This is a genomic window from Streptomyces sp. NPDC046821, from assembly GCF_040645335.1.
Lineage (GTDB): Bacteria > Actinomycetota > Actinomycetes > Streptomycetales > Streptomycetaceae > Streptomyces.
Map to the genome: position 1 here is coordinate 88,018 of NZ_JBEYYB010000002.1, position 25,999 is coordinate 114,016.

The following is a 25,999-nucleotide window of genomic DNA, read 5'->3' on the forward strand; positions in this document are numbered from 1 at the left end:
CGTGAGTGCCTGCAAGGGCACCCATGAGAAAGCTTGCTACATTGCGCAACTGTACAACCCGATAACGAGTGAGGGTCGCACCCCATGGCAGGCACCCGTGAGCAGTTGGCCACACCACGCCGCACCGGCGGCGCCCGGCCCGCCGTACGCACCTCGCGCCGCAGGCGCAGCCGCGTCCGGTTCACGCTCGCGATAGCCCTGTCCCTGCTGGTCCTCGTCTCGGCCGGGGCGGGCTGGTTGTACCTGAAGCTCGGCGGCGACATCAAGACGTTCAGCGCCGACGGTATCTCCGGCGACCGCCCGGACGCCGGTTCGTCCGGGGAGAACGTCCTGGTCATCGGCTCCGACGCGCGTACCGGCGGGAACGACGCGTTCGGCGGTGGCAACAAGTCCGACATCGGCCGCTCGGACACGGCGTTCCTGCTGCACGTCTACGCCGACCACCGCAACGCCGTGGCGGTGTCCGTCCCCCGCGACACGCTGGTCACGATCCCGCCCTGCAAGCTGCCGGACGGAAGCTGGTCCAGGGCGCAGCCGAACACCATGTTCAACGCCGCGTACTCGATGGGCGAGACCGCCCAGGGCAACCCCGCCTGCACGCAGAACACCGTGGAGAAACTGACGGGCCTGCGCGTCGACCACACCGTCGTCGTGGACTTCAAGGGCTTCGCCGCGATCACCGACGTCGTGGGCGGAGTGAAGGTGTGCCTCCCCAACAACGTCTACGAGCGCGACCTCGACCCGAATCTCCGCGCCCGCGGCAAGCTCCTCTTCGCCCGCGGCGAGCAGTCCGTCTCCGGACAGAAGGCTCTGGACTACGTCCGTCTGCGCCACGGCATCGGCGACGGCTCCGACATCGGCCGCATCAAACGCCAGCAGGCCTTCGTGGGCAGCCTGCTCAAGAAGGTGAAGAGCGAGGGCCTCACCGCGACGAACCTCCTGCCGCTCGCGACCGCGGCCACCAGGTCGATGACCGTCGACCCCGGCCTCGGCTCCGCCGACAAGCTCCTCTCCTTCGCCCTGTCCATGAAGAACATCGACCTGCACAACACCAAGTTCGTCACCGTCCCCTGGCGTTACGAGGGCAGCCGCGTCGCACTCGTCGAACCGGACGCCGACGCCCTGTTCGCGGCGCTCAGGGCGGACCGCACGATCGACGGGAAGGACGCCAGCGGCAAGAAGGGCGCCGCCGCCCCCGCACCCGCCGCCGCCACCTCCGCCGCCCCCACACCGAGTCCGGGCACCGGCATCCGCGTCACCGTCTACAACGGAACGACCGTCAGGGGCCTCGCCGCCGAAGCCGCGGGCACCCTGCGGACGGACGGCTTCACCGTCCTCGGCACGGCGACGGCACTCACCCAGAACCACGCCACCACCGTCGTCCAGTACGGCCCCGGCGAGACGGCACGAGCGCAGACGGTCGCCCAGCGGTTCCCCGGCGCCCAGCTCCAAGAGATCGGGACCGCGGGCATCAAGGTGATCGTCGGGCAGGACTTCGCGGCCCACCCGTCGGCGACGTCGACAGGTCCCCAGCCCACCGGCATCCCGTCCGGGGTCTCCCACGACGCCCGCTCCGCCGACGACAACGTCTGCTCGAACCTCTCCTACGGGTGACCTCCGCCATGACCGACTCCCCCATGGGTGACCAGGCGCACCTGGCCGGCCGCAACCGGCCGGGCCCGTATCGCGTCTTCACCCCCGTCTGTACAGTTGCGCAAACTCGCAACGCAAGACGCACGACACACCATTTGAGGGGAACGACGCACACGTGGGCATCATCAGCTGGATCATCCTCGGCCTCGTCGCCGGAGTCATCGCCAAGGTCCTGCTTCCCGGACGCGACCCCGGCGGCCTGATAGGCACCACCCTCATCGGCGTCGCGGGCGCGTTCGTCGGCGGCTGGATCTCCTCGCGCTTCTTCCACCGCCCGGTCACGGACCAGATCTTCAACGCCACGACGTGGATCTCCGCCATCGGCGGCTCGCTCGTGCTGCTCATCGGGTACCGCCTGCTCTTCGGCAACTCCCGCGACCGCTAGGCCGGTCACCCCATGGCCTCCGGCCCAGCGGCGTCACCGTCCGGGCCGGTGCGCCTCACCAGCGTCCCGCCCCGCACGCCGGGCGGGGAGGGTGAGCTGCGGCTCCATGACGAGCGCGGCACGCTCGTCGGCCAGGTCCGCTTCCGGCTGTGCGCGCGGTGCCGCACGGGCCGGCTCCTCGGCATCTGGATCCTGGATTCACGCCGACGGGAAGGGCTCGGCCAGAGCGCCCTGCGGGTCACCCTGGCCCACGGCAACGGCTACCGCTGGAACACCACGCTCCAGTCCCGTGCCGGACGCCGCTTCTTCCGCTCGGTGGCCGCGCACGAAGGCCTCCCCCTCCCGCACGGCCGCCCGCTCTGCCCGCATCTGCCGGGCCCGCTCGGCCGCTTCCTGGGCCGATGCGGGATCCGTGTGTCAGCCGGTGCGCCCTAGGACGAGCCATCGTGACGGCAGGTCGATGCGCACACCGTCCGACGTGTACTCCGTGGTGGTGAGCGGGAGTTCACCGCTCGCCAGCACGTCGAGCCCCGCCGCGCGCACATAGCCGGGGACCGCCGCGTCGGACACCTCGGCAGGGGCGATGCCGTGCGCGAGGACCGGTGCCAGCTTCGCGGGCGGACCCGCCGGCCCCTGCGAGAGGCTCATCAAGAAGGGCCCGGCCTCCTCGGACGGGTCCACCATGAAGGCCCGGCCACGCGCACCGACGAGCGCCGCGACACTGTCGAGCAGCGGCTGCCGGTCGGCGGGCTCGCACTGGTGCAGCACACCGCGCATGTACACGTTGACGTCACCGAGTTCGGCGTGCAGCTCCTCGGCCTCCTTCTGCTCGGTGGCGTCGAGCAGCCGGAACTCGGCCGACCCCGTGGGGTCGGCGCGCCGGGCGTGGTCGAGGGCCGCGGCGGAGAAGTCGGCGCCGACGACGTGGACGTAGCGGCCGGCGAGGAAACGGGTCTGCGTGCCGTTCCCGCACCCCACGTCGACGAAGGGTAGTCCCGCGTGGACGACGTGCGGGTCGAACAGGTCGAGATGGACGGCCGCGGTCAGGGAGGCCTCGGCGTCCCAGAAGACCTCGCCGGGTTCGTAGGAAGTATCGCGCCAGAAGCCTTCCCAGGCGTCCTTGTACCGACTCGTCACGCTCATCTCCAACTCCCTGGGTGGATGGCACGGCGAGATCGGTCTACCGTGCCCGCGCCCGCCCCACAAGCACCCGCACTCGCCTTCACGCACCGTTCGACACGGGTACTACGGCAGGCGAACTACCCGTGCGGCAGCGCCAGTTCGCACCACACGGTCTTCCCGGAGCCGGTCCGGCCCGCTCCCCAGTCGGCGGCGAGGGCGCTCACGACGCGCAGGCCGCGCCCGAACTCCTCGCCCGGGCCCGCGCCGACCAGCGTGGGCAGCGTCTGGTCGTCGTCCTCGACCTCGCACACCAGCGTCCCCGAGCGCACGAGACGTACCTCGACCGTGCGGGTACGGGCGTGCCGTACGGCGTTGGCGAGGAGTTCCCCGGCAAGCAGTTCCGCGGTGCCGGCGAGCGCGGCGAGGCCCCAGGCCGTCAGCTGTTCGCGGACGAGGGCGCGGACGCGGGGCACCTCGGCGGGTTCGGGGGTGAGGCTCCAGCGGGCGATGTCCTCGGGTGCGATGCCGCCCAGCCTGGCCATCAGGAGGGCGACATCGTCCTTGCGGCCGCCGCGCCCCGCGTCGGCACATGTCGCGGCAAGGGAGCGGATGATGGTGTCGCAGGCCGTGTCCATGGAGGCGGCGGGGTGCGCGGCGGACTCGCAGAGGGCGGCGAGGCCGACGCCGATGTCCTCGCCGCGCACCTCGACGAGCCCGTCGGTGCACATGACGAGCCGGTCGCCGGGCGCCATCGGGACCCGTACGGACTCGAAGGGGACGCCGCCTACGCCGATGGGCGCTCCGGTGGGCAGTTCGAGCAGTTCGCTGCGGCCGTCCTCGGCGCGGACGATGACGGGCGGGATGTGCCCGGCGTTCGCGAGTTCCAGTTCGTTCGCGATCGGGTCGTAGACCGCGTACAGGCAGGTCGCGAGGTAGTGCTCGCCGAGGCGCTGGGCGAGGTCGTCGAGGTTGCGCAGGAGCTGCGCCGGGGGCAGGCCGAGGGCGGCCATGGTCTGTACGGCGGTGCGCAACTGGCCCATCATCGCTGCCGAGTTGAGGCCGTGCCCCATGACGTCGCCGACGACGAGCGCGGTCCGCGACCCGGACAGTTTGACGGCGTCGAACCAGTCACCGCCGACGCGCCCGAGGAGCGTGCCCGGCAGATAGCGGGTGGCGATGTCGCAGCCGGGCATCCGGGGCTCGATGTGCGGCAACATGCAGTCCTGGAGCGTCTCGGCGACGCTCTCCTGGTACGTGTACATGCGCGCGTTGTCGAGGACGAGGCCCGCGCGGGCGGCGAGTTCGGCGCCGGTGACGCGGTCCATGTCGTTGAAGACGGGCCGTTCCCGGTGGCGCAGCAGGATCATGAACCCGAGGACGACGTCGCGGGCCTTGAGGGGCACCACGAGCATCGAGCGGTGCGTGATGAGGGGTCTGATGTCGCGCTTTTCGAACTGCGAGGCGATGGCGTCGCCCATCTCCTCGGTGATGCGCGGGACGAGGACGGGCTGTCCGCTGGTCATGCACTGGAAGAACGGCGTGTGCACGGGGAACGCCATCGACTCGCCGACGGGCACGACGTCGTCCCAGCGGCCGGGCTCGTCGGTGTGCTCCAGGGCGACGCGGTGCCACAAGGTCGTCGCGTCGGGCGGCCCGTCGGGGAACCCCTCGCCCGCGACGACCTGTTCCCGCAGATAGGTCCCGGCGACGTCCGTGAAGCGCGGCACGACGGCCCGGCTGACCTCGACGATCGTGCGGGACAGGTCGAGGGACGAACCGATGCGCCCGCTCACCTCGTTGAGGAACTCCAGGCGCTCGCGGACGGCCGCGTACTCGAGGTCGGTGGGCAGTTCGAGGTCGGTGAGGTCGTCGGGCGGGCGGCGCGGGGAGGGGACGCCTCCGGTGGCGGGGCCTTTGCGGGCGGCGCGCCGGGGCACGCCCCAGTCGGCGGTGACGGGTACGCGGTCGTGGTGGCTGAACTCCAGGACGGGGTAGCCGAGTTCGAGCATCTGGGCCACGATGCGGGCGCTCTCGCCGACGCTCATGCTGGGCAGGATGGCGGGAAGCTGCCGGGCCAGTTCGTCGGCTCCCGGGAAGTCGGTGTGCAGGCCGAAGCCGGGGGTGACAAGGTCGCGTCGGTCCCCCTCGGCGTGCAGCTGCGCTACGTCGGCGGCGAGCACGAGCAGCTTCTCGGGGCCGGGGCCCACGAGGGGGTAGGCCCACCACAGGACGTCGGTGCGCTCGCCCGGCCGGGCCTCGATACGGGCGCGGCCGGACGCGGGGTAGGAGACGCGCCCGTCGAGCGGGGACGCGGGGCCGTGCCCGCTCCCGTCGTACCCGCCCCCCGCCGCGTACGCGTCGGTGGCGGCCTCGTCCGGCAGTGCGCCGGAGATGGGCAGCAGGTCGGTGGCGGGGCTGCCCACCGCGTCCTCGCGCGGGGCGCCGAACAGGCGGCGGGCTCCGGTGCTCCAGTGCGTGACGAGCCCCGCGCCGTCGACCACGACGACGGCCAGGGGGACGCGGCCCGGCACGGGACTCGGCGGGGTCTTCCCGGTGCCACTCCGCATGGCCAACGCTCCCTGTCCCGGCACGGCGACCGAGCGTCCTCGGTCCGGCCCCGTCCCGCTCCAAGGTACGCGGAACGGGCTTGCGGAGCGCCGCATCGGCCGAATTCCAGGGGCGGTCGCCCCGCCCGGACCGCAGGGCGCCCCGCCCCAACCCTCAGTCCTCGTGCCCCAGTTGCAGATCACGCTCGGTGCGGCCGCCGCCGGCCATGTGCAGCACGGTGGCGACCGGCGGGTATCCGGCGGCGATCACGGTGTACTCGCCCGACGACAGGTCGACGAAGCGGAAGGTGCCGTCGGGGCCGGTGGTGAGGGTGTCGACGACGTTGCCCGCGGCGTCGAGAAGGGTGACCCGCGCGTCCTCGACGGCACGGCCGCCGCCGGCCCGGACCGTGCCGCGCAGCACGGCGCCGCCCGCGAGTTCGATGTCCTGGCGGGTCTCGCGCGCGGCCATCACGGTGACGGGCAGCGCGGCGGGCCGGAACGCGGGCGCGCTCCCGGCGAGGGTGTACTCGCCGGCCACCAACTCCGCGATGACGTAGGTGCCTTCGCGGCTGCTGCGGGTCGCGGCGACGACCTCGCCGTGGACGTTGGTCAGGGTCACGGTGGCGTCGCGTACGGGCGTGCCGTCGGCGGTCAGCACGCTGCCGGCGAGCCGGCCCGCTCCGCCGAGGACGACGTCGAGGTCGACGGGCCGCTCCCCCACGGTGACCGTGACGGCCTGCGGCTGGTGGCCGCCGGCGGAGGCGATCAGGACGTAACTGCCGGCGCCGGGCGTCGACAGGGCGTACCGGCCGTCGTCGCCGCTCGCGCCGCGGCCGATCTGCTGGCCGCCGACGTCGATGAGGGTGAGCGCGGCGCGCGGCACGGCGGTGCCGTCGGAGTGCTGCACCATGCCGCTGACGGGCACCCCGGCGGCGTACGACGCCCGGGTCTGGGAGGGGACTGCCGCGGACTCGGTGCTGCTGGCCTGGTGGGGAGCGGCGCTGGACAACAGGGGTGTCTCCTTGAGGAAGAAGGCGATCACGAGGCCGACGACGAGGACCGGGACGAGGTACAGGAAGATCCGGGGCATCGCGTCGGCGTACGCCTGGATGTAGCCGTCGCGCAGCGCGGGCGGCAGGGCGTGGACGAGCTGCGGGGTGATGGACTCCGGGTCGGGCAGGCCCGCGCCCTTCGGCAGCCGGTCCGCGAGGGCACCGGCGAGCCTGTTGGCGAAGAGCGTGCCGAAGATGGCCGCGCCGACGCTGCCGCCGATCTGCCGGAAGTAGTTGTTGGCGCTGGTCGCGGAGCCGATGTCGGAGGGGCGTACGGCGTTCTGCACGGCGAGGGTCAGGACGGGCATGATCAGGCCGATGCCCGCGCCGAGCACGGCCATGTAGAGGCTGTACTGGGGCCTCGGGGTGTCCACTTCGAGGCGGGACAGGAGCCACATGCCGACGGTGGCGAGGGCGCCGCCGAGGAGCGGGTAGATCTTGTACCGGCCGGTGTGGCTGATGAGTTGGCCGGAGACGACGGACGCGATGACGATGCCGCCCATCATCGGGAGCATGAGCAGCCCCGACTCGGTGGCGCTCGCGCCGTCGACCATCTGCAGGAAGGTCGGCAGATAGCTGGCCGCGCCGAAGAGGGCGACGCCGATGACCATGCCGACGAGGCCGGTGACGTTGAAGACCGGGTCGCGGAACAGCCGCAGCGGGATGAGGGGTTCGGCCGCGAAGCGCTCCGCGACGACGAACAGGACGCACGACAGGGCCGCGCCCGCGCCGAGCCCGAGAATGACGCGCGAGCCCCACGCGTACTCCGTGCCGCCCCAACTGGTCAGTAGGACAAGGCAGGTGGAGGCCGCCGCGAGGAGCACGCAGCCGAGGATGTCGAGCCTCGCCCGGGCCTTCGGGCGGGGCAGCTTGAGGACGACGGCGGTGACGGCGAGGGTGACGAGCCCGAAGGGCACGTTGATGTAGAAGCACCAGCGCCACGTGAGGTGGTCGGTGAAGTAGCCGCCGAGCAGCGGTCCCGCGACGGACGCGAGGCCGAACGCTGCGCCGATGAGCCCCATGTAGCGGCCGCGTTCCCGGGGCGGCACGATGTCCGCGATGATCGCCTGTACGCCGATCATGAGTCCGCCGGCGCCGATGCCCTGGACGGCGCGGAACGCGATGAGTTCGTCCATGCTGCGCGACCAGCCGGCCAGCGCGGAGCCGACGACGAAGACGGCGATGGCGAACTGGAAGACGCCCTTGCGGCCGAAGAGGTCGCCGAGCTTGCCGTAGACCGGCAGGCCGATGGTGGAGGTCAGGAGATAGGCGGTGATCGCCCAGGACATCTTGTCGAGGCCGTGCAGTTCACCGACGATCTTCGGGAGCGCCGTGGCGACGATCATCTGGTCCAGGGCGGCGAGCAGCAGGGCCAGCATCAGCCCGAAGAACACCATCCGGACCCGGCTGGGGCTCAGCCCGTGATCAGCGAACTGCCGCTGCTCCACGGCTGGTTGGGGCTCCGATGACTCGACCGTCTCCGTCACCGGCACCGCCTCCGGCTCGCCGGTCACCAGCGTCGTCGTGCCCACCTGTCGCTCCCCTCGTCGCGCCTGCGCCGCATATTTCTCGCATTACGCGACAACTGCGGGCAAGCGCGACGAGGTCCGGCGCCGGACGTCGCCGGACGCGAATGCGCCGGTCATCGCCCTACGGCGTACAACCGCGCACGAACGGAAAACCACTCGAACCGGTGAGCGCTACACCGGCTCCGCCTTGGGCTACTTCTCCACCTCGGCGGCGAGCTTCGCGAGGATGGCGTCATAGATGCGGCCGAGGCCCTTGGGGGCGAAGGTCTTCTCGAAGAAGCCGCCGATGCCGCCCGCGCCGTTCCACACGGTCGTGACGACGACGCGCGATGCGCCCTCGCCGGCCGGGGTCACGCGCCAGGTGGTGACCATCGAGGAGTTGCGGTCCGTCTCGACGAGCTCGCCGTCGGTCGGCTCGGTCACGTCGAGGAGGCAGTCACGGACCCGCTTACTGGTCGCCTGGAGCTTCCAGTGGACGAGGGTGCCCTCACCGTCGCCGCCCTCGCGGACCTCGTACTCGCTGAAGTGCTCGGGCAGCACCTTCGCGCGCGTGCCGCTGTAGTCGGCGAGCGCGTCGAACACGTCGTCCGGCTTCGCGGCGACGACCCGCTCCGTGGTGGCCTCGACCTGCGCCATGACACTTCCTCCAGCAGTCGGTGATCTCGGTATCCCTCAAGAGGACCCCAAGCCAACCACCCTCCCCATCCGCCACCAAATTCGGGGTCGCACGATCAAGGGAACATGTGTTCTATTCTCTCCCTGGAGCTAGCGAGGAGGCGTCATGCGCTGGGAGAACCTCACGGAGAATCCGGCCGGCAACCCGGCCGGGAGGGCCACGGACCCTGCACTGTTCGGGGCGGACAGAGTGGTCACGCGCACCTTCGACACCCCCGAGTTCAAGGGCGTGACCTTCCACGAGATCCGGGCCAGGTCGATCGTGAACCGGGTGCCCGGCGCTTCGCGGATGCCGTTCGAATGGACGGTCAATCCGTACCGGGGGTGCACACACGCGTGCGTCTACTGCTTCGCCCGTAAGACCCACAGCTACCTCGACCTCGACACCGGTCTCGGGTTCGACAGTCAGATCGTCGTGAAGGTGAACGCGCCGGAGCTGCTGCGCCGTCACCTCGCCTCGCGGCGCTGGCACGGTGAGCACATCGCCATGGGGACGAACGTGGACTGCTACCAGCGGGCCGAAGGGCGTTACCGGCTGATGCCCGGGATCATCGAGGCGCTGCGGGACTACGCGAACCCCTTCTCGATCCTCACCAAGGGCACGCTGATCCTGCGCGACCTGGATCTGCTGCGGCAGGCCGCCGACGTGACCGACGTCGGCGTCTCCGTGTCCGTCGGCTTCGTCGACCAGGAGCTGTGGCGCACCGTCGAGCCCGGCACGCCCGCCCCGCAGCGACGCCTGGACGTCGTCCGCGCGCTCACCGACGCGGGCATCGGCTGCGGGGTCCTGATGGCCCCGGTGATCCCGTTCCTCGGCGACCACCCCGGGCAGCTGCGCGAGACCGTGCGGGCCGTCGCCGCCGCCGGGGCCACGTCGGTGACACCGCTCGTGCTGCACCTGCGGCCCGGCGCCCGCGAGTGGTTCATGGCCTGGCTCGGCCACCACCACCCGCACCTCGTCCGGCGTTACGAGCGGCTGTACGCGGAGGGCGCCTACGCCCCGAAGTGGTACCAGCGCCGGATCACCCGTCAGGTGCACGAGCTGGCGGAGGAGTTCGGGATCGGCCCCTCACGGGCCGAGCCGCCCCGGCGACGTGTGAGTTCCAGTCAGGAGCTGACCCCCGCGGCCACCCAGCTCACCCTTCTCTGACCGCCCGAGCGACCGCCTGAGAGGCCCCCCGAGAGACCCTCTGAGAGACCCCTGAGCACGCCAATCGGGTCAACTCTCGGCGGAACATGCCGTGTCGGGCACGGATGCGGGGACCATGCCGCCGGGGCCGTGGGCTCGCGGCCTCGAACCCTCCGCCCCTGGGATGCCCGATGAAAAAACGTGCAGCTGCTCTGTGCGGCGCCGCCACCGCGGTGGCCGGTCTGCTCACCGCGGCCCCGGCCGCGGCGGGTTCCGCCGCGGTCCCCGCCACCTTCGCCCCGCCCGCCCCGCGCGCCGCCCTCACTTGGAAGGCCTGCGCCACCAAGGACTACCCGGCGCTGCAGTGCGCGTCGCTGAAAGTGCCGCTCGACCACGACCGGCCCGGCGGCCGGCAGATCACGGTCGCGCTGTCCCGGATCCGGCACACGGCGAAGACGTCGCAGGGCCCGCTCCTGGTGAACCCCGGCGGCCCCGGCGGCAGCGGCCTGTCGCTCGCGGGCTTCGTCGCCGGCGCGCTGCCGAAGGAGATCGCGGCCCAGTACGACGTCATCGGCTTCGACCCGCGCGGCGTCGGCAAGAGCAAGCCCGCCCTGGACTGCCGCCCGGGATACTTCAACCCCGTGCGCCCGCCGAGCGTGCCGGCCACCCCCGCGATCGAGCGGGCGGGCGTCGAGCGGGCGCAGGCGTTCGCGAAGGCGTGCACCGCGAAGTACGCGGACGTCCTGCCGTACATCGACACGGTGAGCACGGTCAGGGACCTGGACCTGATCCGCGCGGCGCTCGGGGCGCCCCGGATCAACTACTTCGGCTACTCGTACGGCACCTACCTGGGCGCCGTCTACGCCAAGCTCTACCCGCACCGCGTGCGCCGCCTCGTGCTCGACTCGATCGTCGACCCGGACGGGATCTGGTACGACGACAACATCGGCCAGGACCTCGCGTTCAACGCCCGCCACCAGGCGTTCCTGGCCTGGGTCGCGCGGCACGACGCGACGTACAAGCTGGGCAAGGACCCCGCGAAGGTCGAGGCCGAGTGGTACGCGATGCGCACCGCCGTGCAGAAGGAGCCGGCGGGCGGGAAGGTCGGGGGCGGTGAGCTGGAGGACACGTTCCTGCCCGGCGGCTACTACAACGGCTACTGGCCCTATCTGGCCGAGGCGTTCGCCGCGTACGTGAAGGACAAGGACCCGGCACCGCTCGTCAAGACGTACAAGCGGTTCGGTGCGGTCGACGCCTCGGGGGACAACAGCTACAGCGTCTACACGGCCGTGCAGTGCCGGGACGCGCGCTGGCCGCGTGACTGGAACACCTGGCATCACGACAACTGGGAGGCGTTCGCGAAGGCGCCCTTCTCGACCTGGAACAACGCCTGGTACAACGCGCCGTGCGCGTTCTGGCCCACCAGCCGTCTGACCCCGCCGGACGTGACCAACGACGAGCTGCCGCCGGCGCTGCTCTTCCAGGCCACCGACGACGGGGCCACGCCGTACGAGGGCGGGGTCAGCGTTCACCGCAAGCTGCGCGGCTCCAGCATGGTGGTCGAGCAGGGCGGCGGGAACCACGGCATCACGCTCAGCGGGAACGCCTGCCTGGACAAGTACCTCACCGCCTATCTGGGCACCGGCAAGGTGCCGCGCGGCAGCGGTGAGGCCGACGCCGTGTGCGAGAAGCAGCCCGACCCGAAGCCGCTCGCGACGAAGGAGGCCACGAGGACGGGCGGCGAACGCCTGCACGGCCTGATGGGCTTCCGCGGCTGAGAAATTCCCGGCCGGGGCGCCACCGCATGGACCAGGATGGCCGGATGACCGACCATCAGGCCAAGGCCGACGCCCCGGCTCCCGCCGCCTCGATCCGCGTCCGGGACATGACCGACGCCGACTGCGAGGCGGTGGCCCTGATCCGGGTCCGCGGCTGGCAGACGGCGTACGCGGGCCTCATACCGGCGGCCCACCTGGCCGCGCTGAGCGTCGACGCGGACATCGCCAAGCGCCGCGAGATGCTGGCGCGCCCCGACTCACCACTGGTGAATCTGGTCGCCGAGCGCGCGGGCGAGGTCGTCGGCTGGGCCTGCCACGGCCCCCTCCGCCGCGACGACGAACTGCCGCCCGGGGACGCCGAGTTGTACGCGATCTACGTACGGCCCGACGTGATCTCCACAGGCGTGGGGCGCGCCCTCCTGGACGTCACCCTCGACCGGTGCGCGGCCGGCGGATTCGGGCGCATCCGCCTGTGGGTGATCGAAGGCAACGTCTCCGCCCGCCGCTTCTACGAGCGCGCCGGCTTCGCCCCGGACGGCGCCACGGACGCGTACGAGGTGGAGGGGGTCGACGTACCGGAGCTGCGGTACGCGCGCGAGCTCATGCCTTAGCCCTCCTCTCCGCCGGCCTGCTTCGGGAGCCTTCCGAGCGCGCGCACCGCCGCCTCCGCGAGGGCCGGGTGAGCCAGCGCCGCGTTCAGTGCCGGGCGGGCCCGGGTGTCACCCAGGTCGCCGAGGCCCTCGACGCACGCGAGGGCCACCTTGCGGTAGGGGTCGCGCGGGCCGAGGCGCCGCTCCAGGGTGGTGATCAGCGCGGGCGCGGACTCGGGTGCGCGCAGTGCGGCCAGGAGCCGGACGGGGTGGAGCGCGTACGCGACGCGCAGTTCGTTGGTGGCGAGGGCGGCCGCCGCGCGTGCGGTGCGGGGGTCGCCGAGCGCGGCCAGGGCGTGTGCGGCGGAGGCGCAGCGGGCGGAGTCGCGGTGGTTGAGGAGCAGGACGAGCGCCTCAAAGGCCCGCCGGTCCCCGGCCGTCCCGAGCCGGTACGCGGCGAGTTCGCGCGCCCACAGCGGCCGGCCGGGCTCGGTCAGTACGGCCGCCAGTTCGTCGTGGTCCTCGGTCGCCGCCAGGTGATCGATCAGCGGCGGCTCCCCCGAATCGGCCCCCGCTTCGGCCGACGCCTCATCGCGTAAGCGTTCCGTGACCGATCGCAACTCTTCGTCCATACCGCCCACACTAGGGCGGCGGCGTGGCCCGGCGACGTAGATCACAGAGACTGATCAACGTCCGGGGCTGGCGCGCTCGTTACTCGCCGGTTAATCTCAAGTGAGCGGGGCATACTCCTCGCACCCCACTCCTGGCGGCCTGGTGACGCAGCCGCCGAGAGTGTCAGTCGGTTCGGTGCCTCAGGTACCGCAGTACGACGCGGCTCCGGGACAGGGCCCGTCGGATCTCCATCGCACCGATATCTCACCGGTCGTCGTTCGCCGGTTCTGTTCAGCGATCAGCTCGGCGATCCAGCGATCGGTTCCGTTCAGCGGTACAGCGATCCCGCCGGTTCACCGGACGCCCGCACGCGTCCCTCCGGCCGGCTCGAACTCCCGCACCGCGTGCGCCCTCCCGGCTCATCCGCGTGCGCCCCTCAGCCGTCACTCCTCCCTCCTGGAGTCCTCAGATGGACGCTCCCCTGTCCCCCGCCACCCCGGCCACCCTTCCGACCGTCGCGGTCGTCGGTCTCGGCACGATGGGCACCGGCATCGCCGAGGTCCTCGCCCGCGCCGGCCGTGAGGTCATCGGCATCGACGTCAGCGAGGAGGCGGCCGTCCAGGCCGTCACCGCGCTGGAGGCCTCGACGGCGCGCGGTGTGCGCCGCGAGCGCCTCACCGAGGACGAGCGCCGGGACATCCTGTCCCGGTTCCGTACGTCCACGGACCTCCAGGCGGCGGCCGACGCCGACCTCGTCATCGAGGTGGCGCCGGAGTCGTACGAGATCAAGCAGGAGATCTTCCGTGGCCTGGACGCCGTTGTGCGGCCGGACACGATCCTCGCGACCGGCACGAACGCGCTGTCCGTGACGCGGCTCGCGGCGGACTCGGCCCGGCCAGAGCGCGTCCTCGGCCTGCACTTCTTCAACCCGGCGCCCGCGATGAAGCTCGTCGAGGTCGTCTCGTCGGTGCTCACCGCACCCACGGCCGTCGCCGCGGTCACCGACCTCGCGCTCGAACTCGGCAAGGAGCCGGTCGCGGTCGGCGACCGGCCCGGCTTCGTCGCCGACGGCCTGCTGTTCGGCTATCTGAACCAGGCCGCCGCGATGTACGAGGCGAAGTACGCGTCGCGCGAGGACATCGACGCCGCGATGAAGCTGGGCTGCGGCCTGCCTATGGGCCCGCTGGCGCTGCTCGACCTGATCGGCATCGACACGGCGCGCACGGTTCTCGACGCCATGTACGCCGAGTCGCGCGACCGGCTGCACGCTCCGGCGCCCGTCCTCAAGCAGCTCAGCGAGGCGGGCCTGACCGGCCGCAAGTCGGGGCGCGGCTTCTACACGTACGCGGAGCCGGGCAGCTCCGAGGTGGTCCGGGACGCGCAGACGCCGCTCGCGGGCGAGGCCGCCGAGGGCGCGCGGACGATCCGCTCGGTGGGTGTCGCGGGGTCCGGGACGATGGCGTCCGGCATCGCGGAGGTGTTCGCGAAGGCCGGTTACGACGTGGTGCTCGCGGCCCGCAGCGAGGAGAAGGCGGAGGCGGCCAAGTCCCGTATCGGCAAGTCCCTTTCGCGTTCTGTCGACAAGGGCCGGATGACCGCCGAAGCGGCCGCGGAGACCCTGGGCCGGATCACTCCGGCGGGTACGTACGACGCGTTCTCTGACGTCGACCTGGCGCTTGAGGCGGTGGCCGAGGACCTGGAGATCAAGCAGCAGCTCTTCGCGACGTTCGACAAGGTCTGCAAGCCGGGCGCGGTCCTGGCCACCACGACCTCGTCACTGCCCGTCGTGGCCTGTGCCCGCGCGACCACGCGCCCGCAGGACGTGATCGGGATGCACTTCTTCAACCCGGCGCCGGCGATGAAGCTCGTCGAGGTCGTGCGGACGGTGCTGACCGGCGACGACGTGCACGCGACCGTCCGCGAGGTGTGCGCGAAGATCCGCAAGCACCCGGTGGACTGCGGGGACCGCGCGGGCTTCATCGTGAACGCGCTGCTGTTCCCGTACCTGAACAACGCGATCAAGATGGTGCAGGAGCACTACGCGTCGCTCGACGACATCGACGCCGCGATGAAGCTGGGCGGCGGCTACCCGATGGGCCCGTTCGAACTGCTCGACGTGGTCGGTCTGGACGTCTCGCTGGCCATCGAGAAGGTCCTGCACCGCGAGTTCCGTGACCCGGGCCTCGCTCCGGCGCCGCTCCTGGAGCACCTGGTGGCCGCGGGCTGCCTCGGCCGGAAGACGGGCCGCGGCTTCCGCGAATATGCCCGGCGCTGACCTGCCGAAGAGCGGCGGTACGGGCCGGCCCACGGACTGGGGCGGCCTGCTCCAGCCGCCCGGCCGCACTCCCCCCGCTCCCGCCCGGGGCGGGGGGACCCCTGCCCCGGCGCACGCCGTCGCGCATATGCAGTACGTTCATGGCATGTCCAAGGCCGCCAAGTCCTCCCGTACGACGCCCACGCCCGACGCTCCGGAGAGCGCCGCGGGCACCCGTGCCGCCGCCCAGCGGCTCAAAATGCGCCGGGAGCTGGCGGCCGCGGCGATGGAACTCTTCGCGACCAAGGGCTACGAGGCCACGACGGTCGACGAGATCGCGGCCGCCGCGGGCGTCGCCCGGCGCACCTTCTTCCGGCACTTCCGCTCCAAGGAAGAGGCGATCTTCCCGGACCACGACGACACCCTGATCCGCGCGGAGGCGGTGCTCAACGCGGCGCCCCCGCACGAGCACCCGCTCGACACGGTGTGCCGCGGCATCAAGGAAGTCATGAAGATGTACGCGGCCTCGCCGGCCGTGTCCATCGAGCGGTACCGCCTCACCCGCGAGGTGCCCACCCTGCGCGAGCGCGAGATCGCCTCGGTGGCCCGCTACGAGCGCCTCTTCACCCGCTATCTCCTCGGCCACTTCGACGAGAGCGCCCATCAGCACGGCAACGACGACCCGCTGCTCGCCGAGGTCGCCGCGTCCGCCGTCGTCACCGCCCACAACCACGTGCTGCGGCGCTGGCTGCGGGCCGGCGGCCAGGGCGACCTGGAGAGCCAGCTCGACCACGCCTTCTCGATCGTCCGCAAGACGTTCGGCACCGGCATAGGCGCGGGCCGGGACACGACCGCGCTGCCCCCGGCCTCCGTCTCCACCCAGGGCGAGGTCCTGGTGACGGTGGCACGCACGGACGCCCCTCTGGACGAGGTCATGCGAACCATCGAGAGGGCACTCGAAGAGCACCGCTGACGCCTGAACGGGCTCCATGAGCCCAGAATTTTTATGCCGACGGCCACCCCTTCCACAGGGGTGGCCGTCGGCGTTTTCGCAGGTCAGAGCGTTGTACTCATCAGTAATGATCGATCATCGCTCATATGTCGCGTAAAGATTTCACGTGAGTGGAACTTCTGGCACTGAGTGCCTTGCGGGGCGACACGGCGTGCCATACGTTGATGTTGTCCGGGTGGCCGACGAGCGGAGAACTTCCGTCCGCCGGCTGTCCCCGTAAGCCACTCATCTCCGTGGCGAACGCGCCCGGACGCCTGCGTCACAGGCACACCTCTCGCGCCGACCAAGCGCTGCCGTAGCACCACCCGCCGAACCGACGGCATCTCTTCACCACACAGCAGCACTCACCCCGACGTCCCCCTCAACGTCCCCCTGGGACGCATCGCCGGAGGCACCATCGTGAAGGAAATCCTGGACGCGATTCAGTCGCCGGAGTCGACCTCGGCCGACTTCGCCGCCATCCCGCTCCCCGAGTCGTACCGCGCGGTCACCGTGCACAAGGACGAGGCCGACATGTTCGCGGGCCTCGAAAGCCGCGACAAGGACCCGCGCAAGTCCCTCCACCTCGACGACGTGCCGGTTCCCGAGCTCGGCCCGGGCGAGGCCCTCGTGGCCGTCATGGCCAGCTCCGTGAACTACAACTCCGTGTGGACCTCGATCTTCGAGCCGCTGTCGACGTTCGGGTTCCTGGAGCGCTACGGCAAGCTCAGCGAGCTCACCAAGCGCCACGACCTGCCGTACCACGTCATCGGCTCCGACCTCGCGGGCGTCGTGCTCCGTACCGGCCCCGGCGTGAACGCCTGGCAGCCCGGCGACGAGGTCGTCGCGCACTGCCTCTCCGTCGAACTGGAGTCCTCGGACGGCCACAACGACACGATGCTCGACCCCGAGCAGCGCATCTGGGGCTTCGAGACGAACTTCGGCGGCCTCGCCGAGATCGCGCTCGTCAAGTCGAACCAGCTGATGCCGAAGCCGGACCACCTGAGCTGGGAGGAGGCGGCCGCTCCCGGGCTCGTCAACTCCACCGCGTACCGTCAGCTCGTCTCGCGCAACGGCGCCGGCATGAAGCAGGGCGACAACGTCCTGATCTGGGGCGCCAGCGGCGGCCTCGGCTCCTACGCGACGCAGTTCGCCCTGGCCGGCGGCGCCAACCCGATCTGTGTCGTCTCCTCCCCCGAGAAGGCCGACATCTGCCGCTCCATGGGCGCCGAGGCGGTCATCGACCGTAACGCCGAGGGCTACAAGTTCTGGAAGGACGAGCAGACCCAGGACCCGAAGGAGTGGAAGCGCTTCGGCAAGCGCATCCGCGAGTTCACCGGCGGCGAGGACATCGACATCGTCTTCGAGCACCCCGGCCGCGAGACCTTCGGCGCCAGCGTCTACGTCACCCGCAAGGGCGGCACCATCACCACCTGCGCCTCGACCTCGGGCTACATGCACGAGTACGACAACCGCTACCTGTGGATGTCGCTGAAGCGCATCATCGGCTCGCACTTCGCCAACTACCGCGAGGCGTGGGAGGCGAACCGCCTGATCTCCAAGGGCAAGATCCACCCGACGCTCTCGAAGGTGTACTCCCTGGAGGACACCGGCCAGGCCGCCTACGACGTGCACCGCAACCTCCATCAGGGCAAGGTCGGCGTCCTCGCGCTCGCCCCCGAGGAGGGCCTGGGCGTCCGCGACCACGAGAAGCGCGCCCAGCACATCGACGCCATCAACCGGTTCCGCAACATCTGAACTGACGGGGGAGGAAAAGCTGATGACTGAGCGTCAGAAAGATCGTCCGTGGCTCATGCGTACTTACGCCGGTCACTCCACCGCCGAGGCGTCCAACGAGCTGTACCGGCGCAACCTGGCCAAGGGGCAGACGGGCCTGTCGGTCGCCTTCGACCTGCCGACGCAGACCGGGTACGACCCCGACCACGTCCTCGCCCGCGGCGAGGTCGGCCGGGTCGGCGTGCCCGTCTCGCACCTCGGTGACATGCGACGGCTGTTCCAGGACATCCCCCTGGAGCAGATGAACACCTCGATGACGATCAACGCCACGGCCATGTGGCTGCTGGCGCTCTACCAGGCCGCCGCCGAGGAGCAGGGCGCGGACATCAGCAAGCTCCAGGGCACGACCCAGAACGACATCGTGAAGGAGTACCTGTCGCGCGGGACGCACGTCTTCCCGCCCGGCCCCTCGCTCCGCCTCACGACGGACATGATCGCGTACACGGTCAACAACATGCCGAAGTGGAACCCGATCAACATCTGCAGCTACCACCTGCAGGAGGCGGGGGCCACTCCGGTCCAGGAGATCAGTTACGCGATGGCGACCGCGATCGCCGTGCTCGACTCGGTCCGTGACTCGGGCCAGGTGCCCGAGGAGCGGTTCGGCGAGGTCGTCGCCCGTATCTCCTTCTTCGTGAACGCGGGCGTCCGCTTCATCGAGGAGATGTGCAAGATGAAGGCGTTCGGCCGCATCTGGGACCAGATCACCCGCGAGCGGTACGGCATCGAGGACGCCAAGCAGCGCCGCTTCCGCTACGGCGTGCAGGTCAACTCCCTGGGCCTGACCGAGGCCCAGCCGGAGAACAACGTCCAGCGCATCGTCCTGGAGATGCTGGCCGTCACCCTGTCCAAGGACGCGCGCGCCCGCGCCGTCCAGCTCCCCGCCTGGAACGAGGCCCTCGGCCTGCCGCGCCCCTGGGACCAGCAGTGGTCCCTGCGCATCCAGCAGGTCCTCGCCCACGAGAGCGATCTGCTCGAGTACGAGGACATCTTCGCCGGCTCGCACGTCATCGAGAAGAAGGTCGACGAGCTGGTCGCCGAGTCGCTCGCCGAGATCGACCGGATCCAGGAGATGGGCGGCGCGATGGCCGCCGTCGAATCGGGCTACCTCAAGTCCCAGCTCGTCTCCTCGCACGCCGAGCGCCGCGCGCGGATCGAGGCCGGCGACGACAAGATCATCGGCGTCAACATCTTCGAGTCGACCGAGCCGAACCCGCTCACCGCCGACCTGGACACCGCGATCATGACGGTGGACCACGCGGTGGAGGAGCAGGTCGTGCGGGCCATCGGCGACTGGCGGACGACGCGTCAGGAGTCCAGCGACCGGCAGGGCATGGGCGACCCGTTCCACTTCCCCACCACCCAGCAGGCCCTGGAGCAGCTGAAGGCGGCGGCGGCCGGTACGGAGAACCTGATGGAGGCCACCCTGGAGTGCGCCCGCGCGGGTGTCACGACCGGCGAGTGGGCCGGCGCCCTGCGCGAGGTGTTCGGCGAGTTCCGCGCCCCCACGGGCGTCTCGTCGGCGCCGGTCGCGGTCACCGCCGAGGAGGGCACCCCGCTCGCCCTCGTCCGCGAGAAGGTCCGCCGTACGGGCGACGAACTCGGCGGCAAGCTGCGCCTGCTCGTCGGCAAGCCGGGCCTCGACGGGCACTCGAACGGCGCCGAGCAGATCGCCGTGCGGGCCCGCGACGCCGGGTTCGAGGTGGTCTACCAGGGCATCCGGCTGACGCCCGAACAGATCGTGTCCGCCGCGCTCGCCGAGGACGTGCACTGCGTCGGCCTGTCGATCCTCTCCGGGTCGCACGCCGCCCTGGTGCCCGATGTCCTGGAACGGCTGCGTGACGCGGGCGCCTCCGACATCCCCGTCATCGTCGGCGGCATCATTCCCAACGGAGACGCCGAAGACCTGAAGCGCGCGGGCGTGGCCGCCGTGTTCACCCCCAAGGACTTCGGCATCACGGAGATCATCGGCCGTATCGTCGACGAGATCCGCACAGCGAACAAGCTCGACCCTCTGGAGGTCCCCGCATGACCAGCCCCGTCAACCGTCTGCGTCCGCGTCGCTCGTGTCTCGCGGTGCCGGGTTCCAACCCGCGGTTCCTGGAGAAGGCCCAGGGTCTCGCCGCCGACCAGGTCTTCCTGGACCTGGAGGACGCGTGCGCGCCGCTCGCCAAGCCGGACGCCCGCCACACGATCGTCAAGTTCCTCAACGAGGGTGACTGGACGGGCAAGACGCGGGTCGTGCGCGTCAACGACTGGACGACCGAGTGGACGTACCGGGACGTCGTGACGGTCGTCGAGGGGGCCGGCCAGAACCTCGACTGCATCATGCTGCCGAAGGTCCAGACGGCGGAGCAGGTCGTCGCGCTCGACCTGCTGCTCACGCAGATCGAGAAGACGATGGGCTTCGAGGTCGGCAAGATCGGCATCGAGGCGCAGATCGAGAACGCCAAGGGCCTCAACAACGTCAACGCCATCGCGGAGGCCTCGCCCCGCGTGGAGACGATCATCTTCGGCCCGGCCGACTTCATGGCCTCCATCAACATGAAGTCCCTCGTCGTCGGCGAGCAGCCGCCCGGCTATCCGGCGGACGCCTACCACTTCATCCTGATGAAGATCCTGATGGCGGCCCGCGCCAACAACCTCCAGGCGATCGACGGCCCCTACCTTCAGATCCGTAACCAGGAGGGCTACCGCGAGGTCACCCGGCGCGCCGCGGCGCTCGGTTTCGACGGCAAGTGGGTCCTGCACCCGGACCAGGTCGCCTCCGCGAACGAGATCTTCTCGCCGTCGCAGGAGGACTTCGACCACGCCGAACTGATCCTGGACGCCTATGACTACTACACGTCCGAGGCAGGCGGGAAGAAGGGTTCGGCGATGCTGGGCGACGAGATGATCGACGAGGCGAGCCGCAAGATGGCCCTGGTCATCTCCGGCAAGGGCCGCGCCGCCGGCATGACCCGCACCTCCAGCTTCGAAGCGCCGGAGGCCTGAGCACCATGCAGTTCGGACGCACCTACGAAGAGTTCGAGGTCGGCGCGGTCTACAAGCACTGGCCCGGAAAGACGGTCACCGAGTACGACGACCACCTCTTCTGCCTGCTCACGATGAACCACCACCCCCTCCACATGGACACCAACTACGCGGAGAAGACGACCGACTTCGGGAAGAACGTCGTCGTGGGGAACTACATCTACTCGCTCCTGCTCGGCATGTCCGTGCCGGACGTCTCCGGCAAGGCCATCGCCAACCTGGAGATCGAGTCGCTCAAGCACGTCGCGCCGACCTTCCACGGCGACACGCTCTACGGCGAGACGACCGTGCTCGACAAGACGCCTTCCAAGTCGAAGAACGACCGCGGGATCGTCTACGTCGAGACCAAGGGCTACAAGCAGGACGGCACCCTGGTCTGCGTGTTCCGGCGCAAGGTCATGGTCCCCACCGAGACGTACATCAAGGAGCGCGGCGGCGAGCAGCCCGGCCGCCCGGAGCTGAAGTCACAGGAGAAGTAAGAGATGAGCCGACTCGCCCAGACCCACGGCCTCACCGACGTCCAGCAGGAGATCCTGTCCACGGTCAGGGACTTCGTGGACAAGGAGATCATCCCGGTCGCGACGGAGCTGGAACACCGTGACGAGTACCCGCAGGACATCGTCGACGGTCTGAAGGAACTCGGCCTGTTCGGGCTGATGATCCCCGAGGAGTACGGGGGTCTGGGTGAGTCGCTTCTCACATACGCGCTCTGTGTCGAGGAGATAGCGCGCGGCTGGATGTCGGTCTCCGGCATCATCAACACCCATTTCATCGTCGCCTACATGCTGAAGCAGCACGGCACGCAGGAGCAGCGGGAGCACTTCCTGCCGCGGATGGCGGCCGGCGACGTGCGCGGCGCGTTCTCCATGTCGGAGCCGGGGCTCGGCTCGGACGTGTCGGCGATCACCTCGAAGGCGGTCAGGGACGGCGACGAGTACGTCCTCAACGGCCAGAAGATGTGGCTGACGAACGGCGGCACGTCCACGCTGGTCGCGGTGCTCACCCGGAGTGACGAAGGCCACCCCGAGGGGACGGCGCCCCACAAGTCGATGACGACCTTCCTGGTCGAGAAGGAGCCGGGCTTCGGTGAGGTCCGTCCCGGTCTCACCATTCCGGGGAAGATCGACAAGATGGGTTACAAGGGCGTCGACACGACCGAACTCATCATGGACGGACTGCGCATTCCGGCCAATCGAGTGCTCGGCGGCGAGTCCGGCCGAGGGTTTTACCAAATGATGGACGGAGTCGAGGTCGGCCGGGTCAACGTGGCGGCGCGTGGCTGCGGTGTCGCGCAGCGTGCCTTCGAGTTGGGGGTCGCTTACGCCCAGCAACGTCACACTTTCGGAAAGGCGATCGCGCAGCACCAGGCCATCCAGTTCAAGCTCGCGGAGATGGCTACCAAGGTCGAGGCCGCCCATGCGATGATGGTCAATGCAGCACGCAAAAAGGACTCCGGGGAACGAAACGACCTGGAAGCGGGGATGGCGAAGTACCTCGCCTCCGAATACTGCAAGGAAGTGGTCGAGGACGCCTTCCGTATTCACGGCGGCTACGGCTTCTCCAAGGAGTACGAGATCGAGCGTCTTTATCGCGAGGCCCCGATGCTGCTGATCGGCGAAGGTACCGCCGAGATCCAGAAAATGATCATTGGCCGACGCCTGCTCGAGGAGTATCGATTCCAGGGCTGAATGTCTGATTCGGGGTATTTTGTTCGAGAAGAAGATCACACCCCGTCAACACTCTTCAGCCGTCGACTCTGCTTCCTGGCTTGGCCAGTTGTGGCCCGCAACCGATAACATCCCCGGAAAGCCGCCGTCCCCCCGTACCGAGCGCGGCATCATCCGCTACGAAGGTCATCCATGCCCCACAGCCAAACCTCTGCACCACGCGACGGCGTCCTCGGCGGACGCATTGCGCGCGGAGCATCGCCGTGGCTCCTGCCGACCGTCGCCACAGCAGCCCTGAGCCTGGCGCGCTCGCGCCGCTCCAAGAAGGCCGCCGCAGTAGCCGTGCCCGCCACCGCCCTGGCGGCCGGGATGCTGTGGTTCTTCCGCGACCCCGAGCGGGAGATCGCCCCCGGGCGGGTCATCTCGCCGGCCGACGGTGTGGTGCAGAGCATCATGCCGTGGAAGGACGGCAGGACCCGGGTCGCGATCTTCATGAGCCCGCTGAACGTCCACGTCAACCGCGCGCCCCTCGCGGGCACGGTGACGTCCGTGGAGCACATCCCCGGCGGGTTCGTCCCGGCGTTCAACAAGGAGAGCGAGAACAACGAGCGCGTTGTCTGGCACTTCGACACCGAGCTCGGTGACATCGAGATGGTGCAGATCGCCGGTGCGGTGGCTCGCCGCATCGTTCCGTACGTCCCGCAGGGCACCAAGCTCGAGCAGGGCGAGCGCATCGGTCTGATCCGCTTCGGGTCGCGCGTCGACATCTACCTTCCCGAGGGTGTCGAGGTCGACGTCGAGGTCGGTCAGAAGACCGTGGCTGGGGTGACTCGCATTGACCGTGACTGATCCAGAGACGCAGGCCGGCTGGGTGCCCGAGGCCGAGGAGGCGGACGACGCGGAGGAAATGCCGCTCTCACTGCGCCTCTCGATAGCGGACACCCTCACGCTGGGCAACGCCACGTGCGGCTTCATGGCGGTGTACTTCACCACCACCGGCATCCTGATCCCGCACCTTCAGGGCAGCCAGGAGTCGGGCATGGCCCGGCACAGCGCGGCCACGGCCGTGATCCTGATGCTCGCCGCGGCGATCTTCGACCTCTTCGACGGCCTGGTGGCGCGCAAGCTCCGCTCGTCGCCGATGGGAGCCGAGCTCGACAACCTCTCGGACCTCATCAGCTTCGGGCTCGCCCCCGCGTACTTCGTGCTGGTCTACGGCATGGTCGCGGACGACGCGCACCAGCGGGTGGCGGCGGTGGGCGCGATCGTGGTGCTCCTGGCCGTCGTGCTGAGGCTCGCGAGATTCTCGTGCGTGACGGTGAAGGACGGCACCTTCCAGGGGATGCCGAGCCCCTTCGGTGCGCTCACGGTCGTCTCGATCGTGCTGCTCGAGCTGCCGTTCGTGGCGACGGTCCTGGCGATCGTCGGGACGGCCTGGCTGATGGTGAGCCGCGTCGAGTACCCGAAGCCGCGGGGTCCGCTCGCGGTGGCGATGCTCGGCTGGATCGTGGCGGCGATGGGACTCCTGGCGGCCTGGGCGTTCGACGCTCCCGGCGGCCAGCTCCTGCTCCAGACCGGCTGTGCGCTGCAGCTCGTCCTGGGCGCCGTGATCCCGCTCTTCGCGACGGCCCGGCGGGTGAACAACTTCCGGGACAACCGGCGCGAGGCGCGTGCGGCGCAGCTGCCGTAACCGTTCTTGGTACGCCGTACTCCGTACATGAAGAAGGCCCCGGACCGCTTGGTCCGGGGCCTTCTGCCTTTTGTATGCCGGTCTCACCGTGGTGGGTGCACGCCGATGCCGGGGACGTCCGGGCGGACGAGGACCTTCACGTGGTCGTCGGGGGCGCGCAGGGTGTCGAGGGCCGCGTTGACGCCCGCGAGGCCGACCTCGCCGGTGACCAGGGCGGCCGCGTCCACCGTGCCGTCCGCGATACGTCCGAGAGTGCGGGCGAACTCCTCCGGCGGGTAGGCCATGCACATCGTGACGGTGATGTCCTTGTAGATCCCGACGACCGGGCGGAACACGTCCTCCGTCATGCACGCGCCGATCAGCAGGACCTTCGTGGAGCGCGGGGCCCGGTGCAGGACCGTGTTGAACATCCCGGGCTTCCCCGAGCACTCCAGGACCGTGAGCTCCTGCCCGGGTTCCGACGCCTCGCGCCAGGCGTCGAACGGGTCCCTGACGCCGGGGTCGACCACCACGTGCGCCCCGAAACGCTCCGCGAGGGCTCGGCGGCGCGGGGACGGCTCGGAGACGATGACGGGGGCCACGCCCCGCTCGACGAGCGCCGCCATGGCGCCGAGGCCGATGGGGCCCGCGCCGATGACGACGGCTCCCGAGCCGGCCGGCGGGGCGGCGCGGGCGACGTTGCCGAAGCCGACGGCGAGCGGCTCGGTGAGCGCGGCGACGTGGGCCGGTACGTGGTCGGGCACCGGGACGAGCGCCGCCTCCTGGAGCACGACGCGCTCCCCGAAGCCGCCGGGGAACGCCGTCGAGTAGCCGACCGTACGCAGCGTGCCGCCGGCGTCGACGGCCCAGGGCAGGCCCACGACGGTCCTGCCCTCCCACTTTCCCGGGCTGAGCACCCGCGCGCACAGCTCGTGGCCCATCACCAGATCGGCACCGGGATCGAAGAGGAACGCCTCGGTCCCGGAGTCCCGGGAAGCGGCGAGAAAGTCCTCGGTGTGCCGGGCGGCGGACAGATCGGACCCACAGATCCCGGTGGCGATGGGCTCGGCAAGCACTTGGCCCCGGCCGGGCTGGGGGACGGGGACCTCGGCCTCGGCGAAGCGGCCGCTGCGGAGGACGGCGGCGCGCATGGTGGGGGTCATTGGGCGCCTCCGGTGGGGTGGGTGGGGGGTGTGTGGCGGGTGGGCCGTGTGTGCTGGGGTGCGGTCGGCTCGGGGAGCGGCTGGTGGGGGCGCGACTCGGGGAGCGCTTTGCTGAGGTGCTGGTCGGGGAGCTCCTTGCTGGGGCTCGGCTCGGAGAGCGACTTGCTGGGGCTCAGCTCGGGAACTGCGGCCTCCGCTTCCGTAAAGCGGCCGCCATGGAGCACAACGGCGCGCATCGTCGCGGTCATCGCGCACCGCCCGTGGGGTGAGCAGGGCGCGTGTGCTGGGCTTCAGCCGGCTCGGAGAGCGACTTGCTGAGGCCCGGCTCGGGAACCGGGGCCTCCGCATCCG

The 25,999-nt window shown here is 70.4% G+C and carries 22 protein-coding genes; 15 read left to right on the forward strand and 7 right to left on the reverse strand.

Features of this window, described 5'->3' with window-relative positions:
* Positions 1-84: 84 nt before the first annotated feature.
* The 3 genes from ABZ893_RS03975 (at position 85) to ABZ893_RS03985 (ending at position 2,473) form a co-directional block, all read left to right on the forward strand.
* Positions 85-1,614 carry an LCP family protein gene (locus ABZ893_RS03975; protein ID WP_361396340.1) on the forward strand — a complete coding sequence of 510 codons (1,530 nt, stop codon included), beginning with the start codon at positions 85-87 and terminating at the stop codon, positions 1,612-1,614.
* A gap of 154 nt (positions 1,615-1,768) precedes the next feature.
* On the forward strand, positions 1,769-2,038 hold the full coding sequence (locus tag ABZ893_RS03980) for a GlsB/YeaQ/YmgE family stress response membrane protein (RefSeq protein WP_361396342.1): 270 nt from the start codon (positions 1,769-1,771) through the stop codon (positions 2,036-2,038).
* A gap of 48 nt (positions 2,039-2,086) precedes the next feature.
* Positions 2,087-2,473, forward strand: coding sequence for a hypothetical protein (locus tag ABZ893_RS03985; protein ID WP_361396344.1), 387 nt, complete (start codon positions 2,087-2,089; stop codon positions 2,471-2,473).
* Here ABZ893_RS03985 and ABZ893_RS03990 read toward each other — a convergent pair.
* The 4 genes from ABZ893_RS03990 to ABZ893_RS04005 form a co-directional block, all read right to left on the reverse strand.
* Positions 2,456-3,181, reverse strand: coding sequence for a methyltransferase domain-containing protein (locus ABZ893_RS03990; RefSeq protein WP_361396347.1), 726 nt, complete (start codon positions 3,179-3,181; stop codon positions 2,456-2,458). The two genes, ABZ893_RS03985 and ABZ893_RS03990, sit on opposite strands and share 18 nt — an antisense overlap.
* A 116-nt stretch (positions 3,182-3,297) precedes the next feature.
* Complete coding sequence (locus ABZ893_RS03995) at positions 3,298-5,727, reverse strand: SpoIIE family protein phosphatase (RefSeq protein ID WP_361396350.1); 2,430 nt, start codon at positions 5,725-5,727, stop codon at positions 3,298-3,300.
* 154 nt (positions 5,728-5,881) lie between these two features.
* On the reverse strand, positions 5,882-8,209 hold the full coding sequence (locus ABZ893_RS04000; protein WP_361397674.1) for an MFS transporter: 2,328 nt from the start codon (positions 8,207-8,209) through the stop codon (positions 5,882-5,884).
* A 273-nt stretch (positions 8,210-8,482) separates the two neighbouring features.
* On the reverse strand, positions 8,483-8,926 hold the full coding sequence (locus ABZ893_RS04005; RefSeq protein ID WP_361396353.1) for an SRPBCC family protein: 444 nt from the start codon (positions 8,924-8,926) through the stop codon (positions 8,483-8,485).
* 145 nt (positions 8,927-9,071) lie between these two features.
* Between ABZ893_RS04005 and ABZ893_RS04010 the strand changes: the two genes are divergently transcribed.
* The 3 genes from ABZ893_RS04010 (at position 9,072) to ABZ893_RS04020 (ending at position 12,483) form a co-directional block, all read left to right on the forward strand.
* Positions 9,072-10,115, forward strand: coding sequence for an Rv2578c family radical SAM protein (locus tag ABZ893_RS04010; RefSeq protein WP_361396356.1), 1,044 nt, complete (start codon positions 9,072-9,074; stop codon positions 10,113-10,115).
* Between the two features lie 170 nt (positions 10,116-10,285).
* Positions 10,286-11,872: an alpha/beta hydrolase gene (locus tag ABZ893_RS04015; protein WP_361396358.1), complete on the forward strand. Its 1,587-nt coding sequence runs from the start codon at positions 10,286-10,288 to the stop codon at positions 11,870-11,872.
* Between the two features lie 44 nt (positions 11,873-11,916).
* Positions 11,917-12,483 (forward strand): GNAT family N-acetyltransferase, encoded by a 567-nt coding sequence (locus ABZ893_RS04020; RefSeq protein ID WP_361396362.1) that lies wholly within the window; start codon positions 11,917-11,919, stop codon positions 12,481-12,483.
* On the opposite strand, the gene ABZ893_RS04025 is transcribed toward ABZ893_RS04020, so the two are convergent.
* Entirely contained in the window at positions 12,480-13,094 is a 615-nt protein-coding gene (locus ABZ893_RS04025; protein WP_361396365.1) for an adenylosuccinate lyase, read from the reverse strand. The genes ABZ893_RS04020 and ABZ893_RS04025 overlap by 4 nt on opposite strands.
* Positions 13,095-13,543: 449 nt before the next feature.
* Between ABZ893_RS04025 and ABZ893_RS04030 the strand changes: the two genes are divergently transcribed.
* The 9 genes from ABZ893_RS04030 to pssA all read left to right on the forward strand — a co-directional run bounded on the left by ABZ893_RS04030 (position 13,544) and on the right by pssA (position 24,506).
* Positions 13,544-15,349 carry a 3-hydroxyacyl-CoA dehydrogenase family protein gene (locus tag ABZ893_RS04030; RefSeq protein ID WP_361396368.1) on the forward strand — a complete coding sequence of 602 codons (1,806 nt, stop codon included), beginning with the start codon at positions 13,544-13,546 and terminating at the stop codon, positions 15,347-15,349.
* Positions 15,350-15,476: 127 nt separating this feature from the next.
* Positions 15,477-16,301 carry a TetR family transcriptional regulator gene (locus tag ABZ893_RS04035; RefSeq protein WP_361396371.1) on the forward strand — a complete coding sequence of 275 codons (825 nt, stop codon included), beginning with the start codon at positions 15,477-15,479 and terminating at the stop codon, positions 16,299-16,301.
* 438 nt (positions 16,302-16,739) lie between these two features.
* Positions 16,740-18,077 (forward strand): crotonyl-CoA carboxylase/reductase, encoded by a 1,338-nt coding sequence (ccrA, locus tag ABZ893_RS04040; protein WP_361396375.1) that lies wholly within the window; start codon positions 16,740-16,742, stop codon positions 18,075-18,077.
* A 22-nt stretch (positions 18,078-18,099) separates the two neighbouring features.
* Positions 18,100-20,148, forward strand: a complete 2,049-nt coding sequence (locus tag ABZ893_RS04045) for a protein meaA (RefSeq protein WP_361396378.1) — start codon at positions 18,100-18,102, stop codon at positions 20,146-20,148.
* Positions 20,145-21,110, forward strand: a complete 966-nt coding sequence (locus ABZ893_RS04050; RefSeq protein ID WP_361396380.1) for a CoA ester lyase — start codon at positions 20,145-20,147, stop codon at positions 21,108-21,110. The genes ABZ893_RS04045 and ABZ893_RS04050 overlap by 4 nt, the downstream gene beginning before the upstream one ends.
* A gap of 5 nt (positions 21,111-21,115) precedes the next feature.
* Complete coding sequence (locus tag ABZ893_RS04055; RefSeq protein ID WP_361396382.1) at positions 21,116-21,628, forward strand: MaoC family dehydratase; 513 nt, start codon at positions 21,116-21,118, stop codon at positions 21,626-21,628.
* Positions 21,629-21,631: 3 nt separating this feature from the next.
* Positions 21,632-22,837 (forward strand): acyl-CoA dehydrogenase family protein, encoded by a 1,206-nt coding sequence (locus ABZ893_RS04060; protein WP_361396385.1) that lies wholly within the window; start codon positions 21,632-21,634, stop codon positions 22,835-22,837.
* A gap of 171 nt (positions 22,838-23,008) precedes the next feature.
* Positions 23,009-23,665, forward strand: coding sequence for a phosphatidylserine decarboxylase (locus tag ABZ893_RS04065; RefSeq protein WP_361396388.1), 657 nt, complete (start codon positions 23,009-23,011; stop codon positions 23,663-23,665).
* On the forward strand, positions 23,652-24,506 hold the full coding sequence (gene pssA, locus ABZ893_RS04070; RefSeq protein WP_361396391.1) for a CDP-diacylglycerol--serine O-phosphatidyltransferase: 855 nt from the start codon (positions 23,652-23,654) through the stop codon (positions 24,504-24,506). The genes ABZ893_RS04065 and pssA overlap by 14 nt, the downstream gene beginning before the upstream one ends.
* 83 nt (positions 24,507-24,589) lie before the next feature.
* On the opposite strand, the gene ABZ893_RS04075 is transcribed toward pssA, so the two are convergent.
* Positions 24,590-25,648, reverse strand: coding sequence for a zinc-binding dehydrogenase (locus ABZ893_RS04075; protein ID WP_361396394.1), 1,059 nt, complete (start codon positions 25,646-25,648; stop codon positions 24,590-24,592).
* The gene (locus ABZ893_RS04080; RefSeq protein WP_361396397.1) at positions 25,645-25,896 is read right to left on the reverse strand and encodes a hypothetical protein; all 252 of its coding nucleotides are present in this window, start codon (positions 25,894-25,896) and stop codon (positions 25,645-25,647) included. The genes ABZ893_RS04075 and ABZ893_RS04080 overlap by 4 nt, the downstream gene beginning before the upstream one ends.
* Positions 25,897-25,999 lie beyond the last annotated feature (103 nt).